This is a genomic window from Actinoplanes sp. SE50/110 (genome assembly GCF_900119315.1).
Taxonomy (GTDB): domain Bacteria; phylum Actinomycetota; class Actinomycetes; order Mycobacteriales; family Micromonosporaceae; genus Actinoplanes.
In genome coordinates this window covers 8,877,465-8,893,354 of the sequence record NZ_LT827010.1, presented here as the reverse complement: position 1 = coordinate 8,893,354, position 15,890 = coordinate 8,877,465, and the positions used below count along the sequence as shown (strand labels likewise).

Genomic DNA, 15,890 nt, shown 5'->3' with positions numbered 1-15,890 from the left:
GTGAGCGCCAATCCCGACGGCTCCCCGACCGGGCGCCGGACCGACCCGTCACTGCAACCGACGAGCGTCTCGGCTCTGGTGCTGGCCGCCCTCGTCGGCGCGGCGCTGGGCTGGCTCCTGCTCGGCTACAACGAGCTGTTCTACCGGCTCACCCCGCTGCCCTGGACGGGGGCGATCGTGCTGCTCGCCCTCGCCGTGGTCGAGGGCTACCTGGCGCAGAACACCAGCGCCCGGATCCAGCGCAAGCCCGGCGCGCCGCGGGTCGACCCGCTGGCGGTGGCCCGCTATGTCGCGCTCGCCAAGGCCTCCTCACTGGTCGGCTCGCTGACCGCGGGCTTCTCCGCCGGGATCCTGATCTGGCTGGTCACCCAGCCGACCGATTCGGCCAAGTCGGACCTGCCGACGGTGGCCACCACGCTGATCGCCGGGGTCGCGCTGATCGGCGCCGCTCTCTGGCTGGAGCGCTCCTGCCGGGTGCCGGACGGGCCGGATCGCGACGACGACGATCCCGACCGGCGGCGCTGAACCGGCGGCGGCGATCCCGGCCGGCGGCGCTGAACCGGCGGCGGCGATCCCGGCCGGCGGCGCTGAACCGGCGACGGCGATCCCGGCCGGCGGCGCTGAACCGGCGACGGCGAACGCGACCGGCGGCGCTGAACTGAGGCCATCTCGTATCCGTATCCTGTGCGGTGGGTCACCCGACCCGGAGTAGCGTGCGCCTCGAACCGCTGAGGAGGCGTAAGGAGGCGCGGACCCATGGCGTATGACGAGGCGACCACCGATCCGGCCGCATATCGGCGCCGCGTCCAGCTCGACGACACCGCCGGCGGTGGCAACACCCTCGACCAGTCGCTGTCCGCCCCGGTCCCCGCCCCGCCCGTCGCCGACGACGGCCGTGACCGCCTCGGCATCCACCTCGGTTGGGAGGTCGTCCTCCTGGTCGTCGCCGCGGTGCTCGGCTTCCTGCTCTGGCGGGAGAGTTCGGCCGCCTTCCAGCGTCCCGCCCTGGACGGCCTGCTGGTCACCGCCTCCGCGATCGGCCTGGTCACGCTCGGCGCCGGCCTCTCGCTGCGCGCCGGTGTGCCGAACCTGGCGATCGGCCCGATCGTGCTGGCCGCCGAGTTCCAGTTCGCCGAGAACGGTGACAAGGGCCTGCTCGAGTCCCTGGTCCCGGCGCTGCTGATCGCGGCCGCCGGCGGTCTGATCGTCGGGGTGCTGATCCTCGTCCTGCACGTGCCGGGATGGGCGGCCACCCTGGCGGCCGCGCTCGGCGTGATCACCTTCGACCAGCTGCGGGTCGACGCGGTCGCGGTGCAGGGCACCTGGGAGCCGACCGACCGGGCCTTCCTGCTCTTCGGCGGGTTCGCGATCCTGGCGGTGCTCGGCGCCGGCCTGGGCGCGATCGGCCCGATCCGCCGGTTCTTCGGCCGGATGCGCCCGGTCGGTGACCCGGCCGGCCGGCGTGGCGCCGCGGTGGTGCTGCCGGTGCTGGTCGCGCTGATCGTCTCCACGGTCTTCGCGGCCGGGGCCGGGGTGATCATGGCCGGTCAGTCCGCCGGGCCGATCCGACCCGGCACCGGTCTGGAGTGGACCGGCATCGGCCTGGGGCTGGCGCTGCTCGGCGGCACCAGCGCGTTCGGCCGCCGCGGCGGCATCTTCGGCTCGCTCTTCGCGGTCGTCGCGCTCACCCTGTTCCTGGACTACCAGGCCCGCCGGGAGCTGCACATCTCGCTCTACGCGACCGCCGGCGTGATCTTCCTGGCCGGACTGATCGCCACCCGGGTGGTCGAGTCGTACGGTCGGCTGGCGAGCGCCGCGCGCACCACCGACTGGAACGCCGCGCCCTCCGGCGGCCTCGGCACGAACTGGTCGCCCACCGCCCCGGAGACCTGGAACACTCCGGCCACCCCGGTGGGCACCGACCGTTGGGACGACGGACCGTGGGGCGCCACCCGCTGAACGTATGCTGTCGGTCATGACCACGCACGGCTTCGCCGAACTGGACGCTCTGCCCACCGAGGAGCTGCGGGAACGCGCTTTCGCCAAGGCTCGGGAGAAGCACGACGTCCGCTTCTTCTGGTCGGTGCTCAAGCACCTGCCGGACGCCGACGACGCCGCCGGGCTCGACGGCGCGCCGAACTCGATCGGCCCGACCGTCGACGAGGCGGTCGCGCTCTGGCGCGAGCTGGAGGGCCGTGATCTGGGCGAGCGGGAGCCGTTGTTGCGTGCCGCTTTCATCGACTATCTGTCGAGGTAGTGACAGTCGTCGTTTGAGTCGGTGGTCCCGCCGGGAATCAGGGACCATGGCTCTCGAAAGCAGGTACAAGACCGCAACCGGGGCGGGCACGCTCGCTGCGTTCCTGCTCGTGCTGATCTTCGGCAGTCCCTGGTACGGGGACTGGGTCACCGACGCCGTCGACGGGCGCACCGGCGCCGGCTGGTGGCTTCATCTGCTGCACTGGCCGGCCTGGAAGTTCGACAGCTCGGACTCGCTGCGCGGCGTCATCGTCGGTGATCTCCGGGCGATCCTGGCGGTCGTCCTGACCCTGGTGTTCCTGGTGCTGCTGCCCGGCACCCAGCTGGCCCGGGCCCGCGGCACGATCGCCCAGCTGCTGGCCGGCTGGGCGGCGTACGTCTTCGCGGGCGCCTTCGCCGCGCTGATCGCCGTCCTGTTCGTCGCCGACCCCACCCTGATGAGCATCTTCCAGAACAGCGGCGCCGGCGCCGAGTACGGCATGTTCGTCGGCTGGATCGTCGGCCTCGCCACCCTGGGCGGTCGCCGGGGCACGGCCGGCTGACCCGTACGGCAGCCGGTGGTCCAGGTCCGATTGCGGTGGTACGTCGTGAGCCCCGCCCGCCGCGCCACGACCGGCCGCGCCGGCTGCCCTAGACCGCGCTCTGGGCCGGTGCCTCGAACACCGCGGTCCTGGTGACCTGACCGACCGGCTGACCGTTCTCGGTCACCAGGACCGTGCTCGCATTCTCGGTGAGCATCACGGCCAGGGCGTCGTGCAGGGTGGCCGCGGCGTCCACGGCGGGCAGCCCGTCGACGGCACCGACGGGCGCCGACATCACCTCCCGTACCGGGGTGACCGCGAGTCGCCGGATGCCGCGGTCGGCGCCGACGAAGTCCCGGACCTCGGCCGACGCCGGTCGGCTGAGCAGCTCGGCGGGCGGCGCGTACTGCAGCAGACGGCCGCCCTCGGCCAGCACCGCGATCCGGTCGCCCATCCGGACCGCCTCGTCGATGTCGTGGGTGACCAGCACGATCGTCTTGCGCACGGTGGCCTGCAGGCGCAGGAACTCCTCCTGCAGCCGGGCCCGGACGATCGGGTCGACCGCCGAGAACGGCTCGTCCATCAACAGCACCAGCGGGTCCGCGGCGAGCGCGCGGGCCACCCCGACCCGCTGCCGCTGACCGCCGGAGAGCTCGTGCGGGTACCGCTTGGCGTACCGCGCCGGATCCAGGCCGACCAGGTCCAGCAGTTCGTCGGCGCGGGCGGTGATCCGCCTGCGGTCCCAGCCGAGCAGCTTGGCGACCGTGCCGACGTTGGCCCGGACCGTCTGGTGCGGGAAGAGTCCCACATTCTGGATGACGTAGCCGATCTGCCGGCGCAGCCTCACCGGGTCCTCGCCGAGCACGTCGCGCCCGTCGATGGTGATCGTCCCGCGGGTCGGCTCGATCAGCCTGTTGATCATGCGCAGGATGGTGGACTTGCCGGAGCCGGAGGCGCCGATCAGCACGGCCAGCTCGCCGGCGCGCACCTCGAGGCTGAACCTGTCGACGGCGACCGTGCCGTCCGGATAGACCTTGCCAACGTCCGCCAGGGTGATCGATGCCGCGGTAGCGTCCACGTATGTCCTTCCTGTCGTGGGTCCCGGCATCGCCGGCGCTTGCCGCACCGGCCGATGACGGCCCGGGGAATCCGTGGTTCTCCTGGCGGTACGTCCATGAGAACGCCGACGCCATCGGCACCGCCCTGCGTTTCCACGCCGGGCTGACCGCGCAGACCGTGCTGGTCGCGCTGGTGGTCGCCGTGCCGCTGGCGGTCGTCGCCTACTGGATCAAACCGCTGACCGCGCCGATTCTCGCACTCTCCGGCGTTCTCTACACGATCCCTTCGCTGGCCCTGCTGTCGCTGCTGGCCCCGCTGGTCGGCACCACCAGCACCACGTCGGTCCTGATCGCCCTGGTCCTCTACGCCCTGCTGGTGCTGGTCCGCAATGCGCTGGCCGGGCTCACCCAGGTCCCGCCCGAGGTCATCGACGCCGCGACCGGGATGGGGTACGGCCGGTTCGGCCGGTTGCTGCGGGTCGAGCTGCCGCTGGCGCTGCCCGGCATCCTGACCGGGCTGCGGCTCGCCACCGTCTCCACTGTGGCGCTGGTCACGGTCGGTTCACTGATCGGACAGGGCGGCCTCGGCGATCTGATCCTCGGCGGTTTCCGGAACAACTTCTACAAGGCCGAGATCCTCACCGGCACCATCCTCTGTGTGGGCCTGGCGCTGGTGCTCGACCTGCTGCTGGCCGGGCTGGGCCGGCTGCTGACACCGTGGACCCGGGGGCGCGCCGCATGAGCTACTTCAACGAGGGCATCGTCTGGCTCAACGACCCGCTGAACTGGACCAACCCGGGCGGCATGGTCGACCGGCTGACCGAGCACCTGGTGATCAGCTTCTGGGCGGTCCTGCTGGGCTGCGCGGTCGGCTGGCCGCTCGGCATCTGGCTGGGTCACCGCGGACGCGGCGGCGGCCCGGTGATCACCGCGGCCAACCTGACCCTGGCCGTACCGACCCTGGCGCTGCTGACCATCCTGCCGCTCACCCCGCTGGGCTTCGGCAAACCGCCGGTGGTGGTGGCCCTCGCGGTCTTCGCCGTGCCACCGCTGCTGGCCAACGCGTACACCGGGCTGCGCTCGATCGACCCGGAGACCAGGGAGGCGGCCCGCGGCATGGGCCTGTCCGGCGGGCAGCTGCTGCGCCAGGTGGAGCTGCCGCTCGCGGTGCCCTACCTGGCGGCCGGGCTGCGCACCGCGGCGGTCCAGGTGGTCGCGACCGCGGCGCTGGCCGCCCTGGTCAACGGCGGCGGCCTGGGCCAGATCATCAGCGCCGGCTTCGGCATCGGGATGAGCAACGGCGGCGGCGGTCAGATCGTGGCCGGCGGCCTCGCCGTGGCCCTGCTGGCCCTGCTCGTCGAGGGCCTGCTGGCGCTCCTGCAGCGGCTGGTCACGCCGCCCGCGCTGCGCACCCGGAAGCGTCGTCGCAGCGCTGTGACGGTAACCACGCCATAACGCTCCCGCAACAGAAGCCGATCTTGTCATACCCGCTTGCTAGGAATGACTCAGCATTACGCGGGCATCGCACCTTGACTGCCCGTCGGACACGCGGCACCGCCATCCGGGCGGCGCCGGGGCACAGAAGGCGGCAGTAATGCGTAACAACATTTTCCGCACGGCCGGCGTTCTCGCCGCGGCCGTCGTCGTCCTGGCCGGCTGCGGCAAGGCCGGTTCCTCGGGCACCGAGGCTCCGCCGTCGGCGGCCGCCGCGGCCGGCGCCGGGTGCGCCCCGGTCGCGGGCGACAAGCTCGTGGTCCTGACCGACGACAAGAAACTGCAGAACACCGACAACGTCATACCTGCCATCAACAAGAAGGCGGCCACCCCGGAGCTGATCGCCGCGCTGGACAAGGTGTCCACCGCGCTCGACACCACCAAGCTGGTCCAGCTGAACAAGGCGGTCGACATCGACCGCAAGTCGTCCAAGGCCGCCGCGCAGGACTTCGCCACGGCGAACAACCTGACCGCGGGCATCACCAAGGGCAAGGGCGGCAACATCACCGTCGGCGCCGCCAACTTCAGCGAGAACGCCACGCTCGGCGAGCTGTACGGCATCGCGCTGACCGCGGCCGGCTACACCGTCAAGGTGCAGCAGATCGGCAACCGCGAGCTCTACGAGCCGGCCCTGGAGAAGGGCGACATCACCGTCGTCCCGGAGTACGCCGCGACCCTGGCCACCTTCCTCTCCGGCAAGATCGACGGCAAGGCCGCCAAGGACCCGTCGTCGCCCGAGCTGGAGACCACGGTCACCAACCTCAAGGCGCTCGGTGACAAGGCCGGCCTGAGCTTCGGCCAGGCCAGCACCGCGCAGGACCAGAACGCGTTCGCGGTCACCACCGCCTTCGCCCAGAAGTACAACCTGACCACGCTCTCCGACCTGGCCACCAAGTGCTCCGGCGCGGCGACCGTGCTGGGCGGCCCGGCCGAGTGCCCGCAGCGGCCGAAGTGCCAGCAGGGCCTGGTCGCGACGTACTCGTTCCAGGCCGGCCGGTTCGACACGCTGGACGCCGGTGGCCCGCTCACCAAGAACGGCCTGAAGCAGGGCACCATCTCGGTGGGCCTGGTCTTCAGCTCGGACGGCGCGCTCGCGGCCGGCTGACACCCGCACGTCCGACCGACCGAACGCCGGGTTGGCGTGTGCCACCCGGCGTTCGGCCGTTTCGTCCCGGACGCACTCTCGGTAACATCTGCCCCCATGCCGGAACGCGACTCCCCAGCGGGACACAGCGCACGCCTGCTCCGCGGCCTCCTCTGGGCGGGGGTGATCCTCGCCCCGGTGGCCGGAGCCGTCGTGCTGCTCGGCGGCACCGGCAACTCGGTCCGCTTCGGGATCCTGCTGACCGCGGTCAGCGTCGTCCTGGTCGGCGCTTCGGTCCTGATCCGCAGCGATCCGGTGCTGCTGCGCATCGACGTCGAGGACCGGGTCGCCGAGGAGGTCGACCGGCTCCGCCGCGGGCTGATCACCGAGCTCGCCGGGCACGCGTCCGCGGCGCCCGACCCGAACCGGCCGCCGCTGACCGAGCATAGGGCGCCGGGCCGGCCCCTGGCGATCGATCGCGATCAGCAGCCGGGTCACGACGGTGAGCACACCATGGGATTCGGGCCGAACGGGCGGGGACGGCAGGGCAACTTCGTCGAACAGCCCGGCTTCGAGACGCCGCCCGCCCCGCAGAACGTCCCTGCCCCGCAGGGCTTCGCCGGCCCGCACGATTTCGCCGGCCCGCAGGGCTTTGACGAGCCGACCACCTACGGTCCCGGCCCGCAGGGGTTCGACTCCGGATTCGACGAGCAGCCCAGCGGCTTCTTCGACGACTACGCCCAGCCGGACGACGGCCCCCAGCACGCCCCCGAGCCGCCCCTGCCCCCGCGCCCGGCCGGCGGCCGCGCCGTCGTCTCCGGAAGCGCCCGTCCGATGTCCCCGGGCGCCCCGGCCGGCCGCGCCTCGGCCGCTGTCCCGATCAGCTCCGCCTCGGCCGCTGTCCCGGCCGCCTCAGCCGCGGTGCCGGCCGCCGCGGTCGTGCCGCCGCGCGGCGCCGCGTCGGTGCCCCCGGCGGCCGCCGGCACCGCCCGGGTCGCCGCCGCGGCAGTCGTCCCGCCCGCCGGAGCGGGCGCGGTCTACGGCTCCGGTGGCCACCCGGTCACCCGCCCCGCCCCCGCCTACGGCCACCCGGAAGCTGTGAACGGCGACTTCGGCTACGCACCGCACGACAACGGCTACGACTACGGTCCCGACGACGGCAACGGCTACGGCCCGAAGTACGGCACCGGCTACGGTCCCGACGACGGCAACCGTTACGGCCCGAAGAGCGGCACCGGCTTCGAACCCGGCACCGGCGGCTTCCGCCCCACCCCCGACGACCCCGCCCAGTACCAGGCCCGCCGCCACCGCCCGTCAGCCAACGACACCAACGTCGGCTCCCTCGCCGACTTCGCGAACATGCCCGGCTACCGCGACGAGGCCCCCGGCAACTGGTGACCGCCCCGCCCTACTTGTCGATGTCCCCGACCACGAAGAACATCGACCCCAGGATCGCGATCAGATCCGGCACCAGGCAGCCCGGGATCAGCGTCGCCAACGCCTGCACATTCGCGTACGACGCGGTCCGCAGCTTCAACCGCCACGGCGTCTTGTCCCCCCGGGACACCAGGTAGTACCCGTTCACCCCGAGCGGGTTCTCGGTCCACGCGTAGGTGTGCCCCTCCGGCGCCTTCACCACTTTCGGCAGGCGCACGTTGACCGGCCCGCCGATCCGCTCCACCCGGTCCAGGCACTGGTCGACCAGGTCGAGCGACGCGTACACCTGATCCAGCAGCACCTCGAACCGGGCGTGACAGTCACCCGCGGTCCGCGTCACCACGGGCACGTCGAGTTGGTCGTACAGCAGATAGGGCTCGTCACGGCGTACGTCGAAATCGAGACCGCTCGCGCGGGCCACCGGACCGGAAGCACCGTAAGCGGCGGCGTCAGCCGCCGGCAGAACACCGACCCCCACGGTCCGGGCCAGGAAGATGTCGTTGCGCCGGATCACGTTGTCCAGGTCGGGCATCCGCTTGCGGACCGCCGCCACCGCCTGTCGCGCCCGTTTCGTCCACCCGGCCGGGACCTCCTCCTTCAGCCCGCCGACCCGGTTGAACATGTAGTGGATCCGGCCGCCGGAGACCTCCTCCATCACCGCCTGCAACGTCTCCCGCTCCCGGAACGCGTAGAACATCGGGGTGATCGCGCCGATCTCCAACGGGTACGACCCGAGGAACATCAGATGGTTCAGCACCCGGTTGAGCTCGGCCAGCGCCATCCGCAGCCAGATCGCCCGCTCCGGCACCTCGATGCCCATCAGCCGCTCGACGGCCAGCACCACGCCCAGCTCGTTGGAGAACGCGGACAGCCAGTCGTGCCGGTTCGCCAGCATGATGATCTGCCGGTAGTCACGCACCTCGAACAGTTTCTCGGCGCCGCGGTGCATGTACCCCACGATCGGCTCGCAGGTCACCACCCGCTCCCCGTCCAGGGTCAACTTCAACCGGAGCACGCCGTGCGTCGACGGATGCTGCGGCCCGATGTTGAGAACCATGTCGGCCGTCTCCAGCCCCGACCCGGTCCCCACCGTCATCTCACGCAGCGCATCCGTCACAGACGAATGGTCGCACGCCCGGCGCTCAGCCGAGGGGAAGGTCGACGCCGATCGGATGCCACAGCCACCAGTGCGCGCCGAGCCCGGTCGGTGACCTCAGCTCGGCGGCTTCGCCGGCCGCCGACAGGGCGCGCAGGTAGCCCACCGGATCGCTGCTCGCCAAGGTCAGCGGTGGTCGCCCGCCGCTGACCCCGAGCGGTCCGAGGGCCCTCCGCTGGCTGACCATTTCGTACGGCGTACCGGTGGCCGCCGCGGCCGCGTCCACCGCCACGTGCGCGGTCACGTCGCAACTCCCGTCCGGGACCGGGGGAATCTGCCGCCCGCCGCGGAACCCGGTGATCGTGCCCAGCACCGGCCGCTCGGCCCGCCGATGGCCGTAGTCGACGCAGAGCGCCGCTCCGCGCCGCACCCGCTCCACCGCGCCCGCCCAGGCGGCGTCCCGCGGCGCGCCGACCTCGATCCGCCCGGGGCCGGGCCACCAACGGCTCGCCCAGAAGACCTCCGCGGGATCGGCCGGGCCGCCCAGCGTCTCGGCACCGGTGCGCCGGTCGACCAGAACCTTGCGCAGCCGACCCTGCTCGTCAGTCTCGACGACGTCGAGCGGGACGTTGTCCAGCCACTCGGTGGCGACCAGCAGCCCGGTGATGTCCTCCGGGAGGTCGTGCCGCCAGCGGATGCCCGGATCCAGGGAGTCGGGTCGCGGCGCCCGCTCCACGGCGACCGGGCGGACCCGGGCCGCGAGGCCGGCGGGCAGCATCAGGCCGATCGTGGTGAGCAGCTCGCCGCGGCCGGCGCCGACATCGACCAGATCGAGACGGTCCGGGTGGCCGAGCGCGGCATCGACCCGCTCGATCAGGCGGACCAGGGCGCCGGCGAACAGCGGGGAGGCGTGGACGCTGGTGCGGAAATGGTCGGCGGGGCCGGTGCGGGGGTGCACGAAGAAGCCGTCCGGCCCGTACAGGGCGGACTCCATGGCCAGCCGCCACCCGATTCCGCTCACCCGATCAGCCTAGGGGCTCAGTGGGTTGCCGGCCCGTCCGATACATCGGGGGAGCGTCGGTGCGGTTGTTCACAGGCGGTTGCCACCCGTGTGTCGCGACAGCGCATACTGGCGCTCGACCGGTACCCCGACTCGAGGACTGGATCCATGAACGTATTGACCGTCGGCGTGATCGGCGCCGGGCGGGTGGGTGCTGTGCTGGGTGCCGCCCTGCAGCGCGCCGGCCATCGGGTGGCCGCCACCGCCGCCGTCTCCGCCGCTTCGCGCGAGCGCGCCGGGCTCCTGTTGCCCGGGGCCGCGATCCTTCCGGCCGACGAGGTCGCCCGGGCGGCCACCGACCTGCTGCTGATCGCCGTGCCGGACGACGCGCTGGCCGCTGTGGTGGCCGGGCTGCGCAGCACCGGAGCGCTCCGTCCGGATCAGGTTGTGGCGCACACCTCAGGGGCTCACGGACTCGACGTTTTCGGCGATGTGAACGGCATGGCCCTGCATCCGGCGATGACGTTCACCGGCACCGCGGCCGATCTGGCCCGGCTGCCCGGCATCGCGTGGGGCGTCACCACCCGCGACCGGGCGTTCGCCACCCGGCTGGTCGCCGACCTGGGCGGCGCGCCGGAGTGGATCGCCGAGGACGCCCGCCCGGTCTATCACGCGGCCCTGGCGCACGGCGCGAATCACCTGGTCACCCTGGTCAACGAGGCGGCCGACACGCTGCGCGCGGCGGGGGTGCGCGAGCCCGGCCGGGTGCTCACCCCGCTGCTGACCGCGGCGCTGGACAACGCGCTGCGGATGGGCGACGCGGCGCTGACCGGGCCGGTCTCCCGCGGGGACGCCGGCACGGTCACCAAGCATCTCGAACGGTTGCCGGCTGCCGTCGTACCGGCCTATCTGGCTCTGGCGCGGCGCACCGCGGACCGTGCCCTCGCGTCCGGGCGGCTGCGGCTGCAGGACGCCGCGGCCCTGCTCGAAGTCCTGCATCCGGCGAACGAGACGGCGAACGAGACGGCGAACGAGACGGCGAACCTGACGGCGAACGAGGCGGCGAAGGTATGACCCAGGTGGTGCACACCCGCGACGCGCTGGCCGCCGCGCTGGCCGGGGCCGACGAGATCGCCGTCGTGATGACCATGGGCGCGCTGCACGAGGGGCACCGGCAGCTGATCCGGGTGGCCCGCGAGCGTGCCCCCTTCGTCGTCGTGACGATCTTCGTGAATCCGCTGCAGTTTGGCCCGAACGAGGACTTCGAGAAGTATCCGCGGACCCTGGAGGAGGACCTGGCGGCGTGCCGGGCGGAGGGCGCCGCGGTGGTCTTCGCGCCGGGCCGGGACGACGTCTATCCGGACGGCCCGCCGTCGATCACGATGAATCCGGGGCCGCTCGGCGAGATCCTGGAGGGTGCCAGCCGGCCGGGACACTTCTCCGGCATGCTGACCGTCGTCGAGAAGCTGCTCCGGCTCACCCGCGCGGACGTCGCCTTCTTCGGGGAGAAGGACTTCCAGCAGCTTGCGCTGATCCGGCGGATGGTGGCCGATCTGGAGCTCGATGTCGAGATCGTGGGCGTGCCGACCGTACGGGAAATCGATGGTCTTGCCCTGTCCAGCCGTAACCGCTATCTCGGCGCCGCCGACCGGACGGCCGCGCTGGCGCTCTCCCGCGCGTTGCGCGAGGGCGCCGCGCACCACGAGGCCGGTGCGGTCCTGGCCGCGGCCCACAAGATCTTGCAAGACGAGCCGGCCGTACGCGTCGACTACCTCGAGTTGACCGGCGCCGACCTGGGTCCGGTGCCGGCGGACGGCCCGGCTCGCCTGCTGGTGGCCGCCCGGGTGGGCGCCACCCGCCTGATCGACAACGTCCCGATTGTTCTCCGGAAGGATGCCTGATGCTGCGCACCATGCTGAAGTCGAAGATCCACCGGGCCACCGTGACGCAGGCGGACCTGCACTACGTGGGCTCGGTGACGATCGACGAGGATCTGCTGGAGGCGGCCGATCTGCTGCCCGGTGAGCAGGTGGCGATCGTCGACGTGACCAACGGCGCGCGGCTGGAGACGTATGTGATCCCCGGCGAGCGGGGCAGCGGGGTGATCGGCATCAACGGCGCGGCCGCGCACCTGGTGCACCCCGGTGACCTGGTCATTCTCATCTCGTACGGGCAGATGGACGACGCCGAGGCCCGGGAGTACCGGCCGCGGGTGGTGCACGTCGACGCGCAGAACCGGGTGATCGAGCTGGGCGCGGACCCGGCCGAGGCGGTCCCGGGCATGGCCGGTGACCTGGTGCGGGGTGATCTGACCCTGGCAACTCGCTGAATCTTCCCGAACGCCGCCGATGAACCGTACTGATCACCATATGATCGATAAATCGGACATCGGCGGCGGGCGGGAGGGCCCCTCATGCGAGACTGGCGTGCCCGGCTCCGGCGCGCCCGATCGGGCCCCGGCCTGGGCTTCGATCTCGCCGCCACACTGGGCGTGATGCTGCTCGCCGCGGCCGGGTGCGGCAACCCCGGCACCGTCGACGGCGACCTCACCAACAACTGGGGCGCGATGGCCCCGGCCACCGGCTTCGAGCCGATCGCGGACACCTGCCACCTGGCGAACTTCGCGGCGACCGGCCCGCGCGCGACCTATGAGGAGGTCGACTGCGCGGTGCGGCACCGCACCGAGACGGTGTACGTGGGCACCTACTCCGGGGCGGCCGCCGACGCCGAGCAGCCGCCGTCGGAGTCCTCGGCCGGGGCGCGTGCGGCTTACCACACCTGCGACGAGAAGACGACCGCGTACGTCGGCGCCCCCTGGCGTACCGCCCGGCTCTGGATCGGGGTCACCCATCCCTCACCGGCCGCCTGGGCGGGGGGCTCCCGCTGGTTCCGCTGCGACGTGGTGGAACTCGACTCGATCGAGGACGACGGCGCCCTGGTGCAGCGCGCGGGCAGCCTGCGCAGCGTGCTGAGCGCCCCGTCGGACCTGCTGCTGGGCTGTTACGCGATCAAGCTGAGCGACAGCGGGGCGATCGACACCATGCCGCCGGCCCCGTGCACCGCCGCGCACAACGCGGAGTTCGCCGGGGTGTGGGACGCGCCGGCCGACGCCACCTATCCCCAGGGGAACACCGCGTGGAAGAGGTTCCACGACGGCTGCCGGACGGTGGTCGCCACGTTCGCCGGGGTTCCCGACGACAAGAACCTGGAGTACCGCACCGGCGTGGTGTCGCTGCCCGGCAACGCCGACGTCTGGGCGCAGGGCGACCGCGGCGTGCGCTGTTACCTGTGGCTGGACGGGGCCCGGCTGACCACTTCGATGCGGGCCAAGGGGACGAAGGCGTTACCGGTCCAATACCAGTGATGAGTAACGGTGACCACTGATGGTGCCCCCGGCGTGACCGGTGTGCAGGGGCGGAGTGTACTGACCACATGTCACCTCTCGCGGATCTACCGGCCCTGCCGCGCCGGCTCGCGGCCGCCGAGCCCGGCTGGACCGAGACCACCGACGTGGTGGTGGTCGGGTCCGGCGTCGCCGGGCTGACCGCCGCGCTGCACCTGCGGGAGCAGGGCCTGCACGTCACGGTGGTCACCAAGGTCAACATCGACGACGGGTCCACCCGCTGGGCGCAGGGCGGGATCGCCGGGGTGCTCGATCCGCTCGACACGCCGCAGGCGCACGCGTACGACACGGAGATCGCCGGTGTCGGCCTGTGTGACCCGGACGCGGTGCGGGTGCTGGTCGAGGAGGGCCCGGCGCGGATCCGGGAGCTGATCCGCCGGGGCGCCGAATTCGACCGCAACCCGGACGGCTCGCTGATGCTGACCCGGGAGGGCGGCCACCGGGCCGACCGGATCGTGCACGCCGGCGGCGACGCGACCGGTGCCGAGGTGCAGCGCGCCCTGCACGCCGCGGTCCGCCGCGACCCGTGGATCCGCCTGGTCGAGCACGCCCTGGTGCTCGATCTGCTGCGCGCCGCGGACGGCCGGGCCTGCGGGATCACCCTGCACGTGCTCGGCGAGGGCTCGGAGGACGGGGTCGGCGCCATCCTGGCCCGCGCGGTGGTGCTGGCCACCGGCGGGATGGGACAGATCTACGCGTCCACCACCAACCCGTCGGTCTCCACCGGCGACGGCGTGGCGCTCGCGCTGCGGGCCGGCGCGGCGGTCACCGACGTGGAGTTCGTCCAGTTCCACCCCACCTCGTTCGTCACGGCCGACCTGAGTTCGGTGCAGCGGCCGCTGATCTCCGAGGCGCTCCGCGGCGAGGGCGCCCACCTGGTCGACGAGGCCGGTACCCGGTTCATGGTCGGCCAGCACGAGCAGGCCGAGCTGGCCCCGCGGGACGTGGTGGCCAAGGGTATCTACCGGGTGCTGCGGGCGACCGGGGCGGACCACGTCTACCTGGACGCCCGGCACCTCGGCAGAGAGTTTCTGGAGAGCCGCTTCCCGACGATCATGGCGTCCACCCGGGCGGCCGGGGTCGACCCGGCCACCGAGCTGATCCCGGTCGCGCCGGCCGCGCACTACGCCTCCGGCGGCGTGCGCACCGACCTGCACGGGCGGACCAGCATCGCCGGGCTCTACGCCTGCGGCGAGGTGGCCTGCACCGGCGTGCACGGCGCCAACCGGCTGGCCAGCAACTCGCTGCTGGAGGGCCTGGTGTTCGCCAAGCGGATCGCCGACGACATCGGCCGCGACCTGCCGGCCCAGGCCGACCCGGTGCGTGTCAACATGACCCCCGCCTGGGTCGCCGACGCGAGCGTCCGCGCCGAGGTGCAGCGGACCATGACCCGCGGCGCCGGCGTGCTGCGTACGGGTGACTCGCTGGACACCGCGGCCAAGGAACTGGCCCGGCTGGCCGAGTCCCGGGCCACCCCGAACACCGCGGCGTGGGAGGCGACCAACCTGCTCACCGTCGCCACCGCGCTGGTCGCCTCGGCCCGCACCCGGCGGGAGACGCGCGGCTGCCACTGGCGTGAGGACTATCCGACCGCGGCCGACGAGTGGCGCGGCCACCTGCTCGACTCGATTGCTTCCGACGGCAGCATGACCCAGGACTTCCAGGAGATGGCGTGATCGACTTCGGGTTGGACTTCGCGGAGGTCCAGCGGATTGTGCTCACCGCGCTCGCCGAGGACCTCGGCGACCCGCCGCGCGACGTGACCAGCGAGGCCACCATCCCGGCCGACCAGGTGGACACGGCCGAACTGGTGGCCCGCGCGGACGGTGTGGTGGCCGGCCTCCCGGTCGCCGCCGAGGTCTTCGCGGTCACCTCGCAGGGGCGCGCCGAGTTCCGGCAGATCACCGCCGAGGGCGACCGGGTGACCCGGGGCGACGTGCTGGCCGTCGTCACCGGCCCGACCCGCGCGCTGCTCACCGCCGAGCGCACCGCGCTGAACCTGATTAGCCGGATGTCCGGGGTGGCCACGCACACCCGCCGCTGGGCCGACGAGCTGCGGGGCACCCGGGCGACGGTGCTGGACACCCGCAAGACCACGCCGGGGTTGCGGTCGCTGGAGAAGTACGCGGTCCGGGTCGGCGGCGGCACCAACAAGCGCATGGGCCTGTACGACGTCGCCATGATCAAGGACAACCACAAGCTGGCCGCGGGCAGCATCACCGCGGCGTACCGCCTGGTCCGGGAGACGTTCCCGGACGTGGCGGTGCAGGTCGAGGTGACCACGCTGGCCGAGGCGCAGGAGGCGGTGGCGGCCGGGGCCGGCTTCCTGCTCTGCGACAACATGAGCCCCGAGCTGCTGGCCGAGGTGGTCGCCGCGATCGGCGGCCGGGCCGAGCTGGAGGCGACCGGGAACCTGACCCTGGCCACCGCCGCGGCATACGCGGCGACCGGTGTGGACTACCTTTCGGTCGGCGGGCTGACACACTCCTCACCGATCTTGGACATCGCGCTGGATCTGCGACCCCGCTGATCGCGACGCCC

The 15,890-nt window shown here is 72.6% G+C and carries 17 protein-coding genes; 14 read left to right on the top strand and 3 right to left on the bottom strand.

Translation table 11 applies throughout. From position 1 onward, the window contains the following. From ACSP50_RS39845 to ACSP50_RS39830, 4 genes are all read left to right on the top strand, one after another. Positions 1–525, top strand: a complete 525-nt coding sequence (locus tag ACSP50_RS39845; protein WP_014695010.1) for a DUF3180 domain-containing protein — start codon at positions 1–3, stop codon at positions 523–525. A gap of 231 nt (positions 526–756) precedes the next feature. Then, entirely contained in the window at positions 757–1,959 is a 1,203-nt protein-coding gene (locus ACSP50_RS39840; RefSeq protein WP_014695009.1) for an inner-membrane translocator, read from the top strand. Between the two features lie 16 nt (positions 1,960–1,975). Next, entirely contained in the window at positions 1,976–2,257 is a 282-nt protein-coding gene (locus ACSP50_RS39835) for a hypothetical protein (protein ID WP_231956811.1), read from the top strand. 46 nt (positions 2,258–2,303) lie between these two features. After that, on the top strand, positions 2,304–2,798 hold the full coding sequence (locus tag ACSP50_RS39830; RefSeq protein WP_014695007.1) for a hypothetical protein: 495 nt from the start codon (positions 2,304–2,306) through the stop codon (positions 2,796–2,798). Between the two features lie 88 nt (positions 2,799–2,886). On the opposite strand, the gene ACSP50_RS39825 is transcribed toward ACSP50_RS39830, so the two are convergent. Continuing rightward, complete coding sequence (locus ACSP50_RS39825) at positions 2,887–3,885, bottom strand: ABC transporter ATP-binding protein (protein WP_052311836.1); 999 nt, start codon at positions 3,883–3,885, stop codon at positions 2,887–2,889. Between ACSP50_RS39825 and ACSP50_RS39820 the strand changes: the two genes are divergently transcribed. The 4 genes from ACSP50_RS39820 (at position 3,858) to ACSP50_RS39805 (ending at position 7,811) form a co-directional block, all read left to right on the top strand. Then, positions 3,858–4,577: an ABC transporter permease subunit gene (locus tag ACSP50_RS39820; RefSeq protein WP_014695005.1), complete on the top strand. Its 720-nt coding sequence runs from the start codon at positions 3,858–3,860 to the stop codon at positions 4,575–4,577. The genes ACSP50_RS39825 and ACSP50_RS39820 overlap by 28 nt on opposite strands. Further along, positions 4,574–5,290 (top strand): ABC transporter permease, encoded by a 717-nt coding sequence (locus ACSP50_RS39815; RefSeq protein WP_014695004.1) that lies wholly within the window; start codon positions 4,574–4,576, stop codon positions 5,288–5,290. The genes ACSP50_RS39820 and ACSP50_RS39815 overlap by 4 nt, the downstream gene beginning before the upstream one ends. Before the next feature lie 139 nt (positions 5,291–5,429). Next, positions 5,430–6,434 (top strand): glycine betaine ABC transporter substrate-binding protein, encoded by a 1,005-nt coding sequence (locus tag ACSP50_RS39810; RefSeq protein ID WP_014695003.1) that lies wholly within the window; start codon positions 5,430–5,432, stop codon positions 6,432–6,434. 96 nt (positions 6,435–6,530) lie between these two features. Next, a complete protein-coding gene (locus ACSP50_RS39805) occupies positions 6,531–7,811 on the top strand; it encodes a hypothetical protein (RefSeq protein WP_014695002.1) in 1,281 nt (426 codons plus the stop codon). Between the two features lie 10 nt (positions 7,812–7,821). Here ACSP50_RS39805 and ACSP50_RS39800 read toward each other — a convergent pair whose 3' ends face one another. Together ACSP50_RS39800 and ACSP50_RS39795 are read right to left on the bottom strand one after the other, a co-directional pair. After that, on the bottom strand, positions 7,822–8,946 hold the full coding sequence (locus ACSP50_RS39800; RefSeq protein WP_014695001.1) for an NADH-quinone oxidoreductase subunit D: 1,125 nt from the start codon (positions 8,944–8,946) through the stop codon (positions 7,822–7,824). A gap of 46 nt (positions 8,947–8,992) precedes the next feature. Continuing rightward, complete coding sequence (locus ACSP50_RS39795; protein ID WP_014695000.1) at positions 8,993–9,940, bottom strand: SAM-dependent methyltransferase; 948 nt, start codon at positions 9,938–9,940, stop codon at positions 8,993–8,995. A gap of 174 nt (positions 9,941–10,114) precedes the next feature. Between ACSP50_RS39795 and ACSP50_RS39790 the strand changes: the two genes are divergently transcribed. The 6 genes from ACSP50_RS39790 (at position 10,115) to nadC (ending at position 15,879) form a co-directional block, all read left to right on the top strand. After that, positions 10,115–11,020 carry a Rossmann-like and DUF2520 domain-containing protein gene (locus ACSP50_RS39790; RefSeq protein WP_014694999.1) on the top strand — a complete coding sequence of 302 codons (906 nt, stop codon included), beginning with the start codon at positions 10,115–10,117 and terminating at the stop codon, positions 11,018–11,020. Then, positions 11,017–11,847: a pantoate--beta-alanine ligase gene (gene panC, locus ACSP50_RS39785; RefSeq protein ID WP_014694998.1), complete on the top strand. Its 831-nt coding sequence runs from the start codon at positions 11,017–11,019 to the stop codon at positions 11,845–11,847. The genes ACSP50_RS39790 and panC overlap by 4 nt, the downstream gene beginning before the upstream one ends. After that, entirely contained in the window at positions 11,847–12,275 is a 429-nt protein-coding gene (gene panD / locus ACSP50_RS39780; RefSeq protein ID WP_014694997.1) for an aspartate 1-decarboxylase, read from the top strand. The genes panC and panD overlap by 1 nt, the downstream gene beginning before the upstream one ends. Before the next feature lie 84 nt (positions 12,276–12,359). Next, positions 12,360–13,310, top strand: a complete 951-nt coding sequence (locus ACSP50_RS39775; protein WP_014694996.1) for a septum formation family protein — start codon at positions 12,360–12,362, stop codon at positions 13,308–13,310. 68 nt (positions 13,311–13,378) lie between these two features. Then, complete coding sequence (locus tag ACSP50_RS39770; RefSeq protein WP_014694995.1) at positions 13,379–15,025, top strand: L-aspartate oxidase; 1,647 nt, start codon at positions 13,379–13,381, stop codon at positions 15,023–15,025. Beyond that, positions 15,022–15,879 carry a carboxylating nicotinate-nucleotide diphosphorylase gene (gene nadC, locus ACSP50_RS39765; protein WP_014694994.1) on the top strand — a complete coding sequence of 286 codons (858 nt, stop codon included), beginning with the start codon at positions 15,022–15,024 and terminating at the stop codon, positions 15,877–15,879. Before ACSP50_RS39770 ends, nadC begins: the two co-directional genes overlap by 4 nt. Positions 15,880–15,890 lie beyond the last annotated feature (11 nt).

Excerpts from the sequence above, each read along its gene's own strand:
- ACSP50_RS39840 (WP_014695009.1), top strand. The coding sequence starts at position 757 with ATGGCGTATGACGAGGCGACCACCGATCCGGCCGCATATCGGCGCCGC.
- ACSP50_RS39835 (WP_231956811.1), top strand. The coding sequence starts at position 1,976 with ATGACCACGCACGGCTTCGCCGAACTGGACGCTCTGCCCACCGAGGAG.
- ACSP50_RS39830 (WP_014695007.1), top strand. The coding sequence starts at position 2,304 with ATGGCTCTCGAAAGCAGGTACAAGACCGCAACCGGGGCGGGCACGCTC.
- ACSP50_RS39820 (WP_014695005.1), top strand. The coding sequence starts at position 3,858 with ATGTCCTTCCTGTCGTGGGTCCCGGCATCGCCGGCGCTTGCCGCACCG.
- ACSP50_RS39825 (WP_052311836.1), bottom strand. The coding sequence starts at position 3,885 with ATGCCGGGACCCACGACAGGAAGGACATACGTGGACGCTACCGCGGCA.
- ACSP50_RS39815 (WP_014695004.1), top strand. The coding sequence starts at position 4,574 with ATGAGCTACTTCAACGAGGGCATCGTCTGGCTCAACGACCCGCTGAAC.
- ACSP50_RS39810 (WP_014695003.1), top strand. The coding sequence starts at position 5,430 with ATGCGTAACAACATTTTCCGCACGGCCGGCGTTCTCGCCGCGGCCGTC.
- ACSP50_RS39805 (WP_014695002.1), top strand. The coding sequence starts at position 6,531 with ATGCCGGAACGCGACTCCCCAGCGGGACACAGCGCACGCCTGCTCCGC.
- ACSP50_RS39800 (WP_014695001.1), bottom strand. The coding sequence starts at position 8,946 with ATGACGGTGGGGACCGGGTCGGGGCTGGAGACGGCCGACATGGTTCTC.
- ACSP50_RS39795 (WP_014695000.1), bottom strand. The coding sequence starts at position 9,940 with ATGGAGTCCGCCCTGTACGGGCCGGACGGCTTCTTCGTGCACCCCCGC.
- ACSP50_RS39790 (WP_014694999.1), top strand. The coding sequence starts at position 10,115 with ATGAACGTATTGACCGTCGGCGTGATCGGCGCCGGGCGGGTGGGTGCT.
- panC (WP_014694998.1), top strand. The coding sequence starts at position 11,017 with ATGACCCAGGTGGTGCACACCCGCGACGCGCTGGCCGCCGCGCTGGCC.
- panD (WP_014694997.1), top strand. The coding sequence starts at position 11,847 with ATGCTGCGCACCATGCTGAAGTCGAAGATCCACCGGGCCACCGTGACG.
- ACSP50_RS39775 (WP_014694996.1), top strand. The coding sequence starts at position 12,360 with ATGCGAGACTGGCGTGCCCGGCTCCGGCGCGCCCGATCGGGCCCCGGC.
- ACSP50_RS39770 (WP_014694995.1), top strand. The coding sequence starts at position 13,379 with ATGTCACCTCTCGCGGATCTACCGGCCCTGCCGCGCCGGCTCGCGGCC.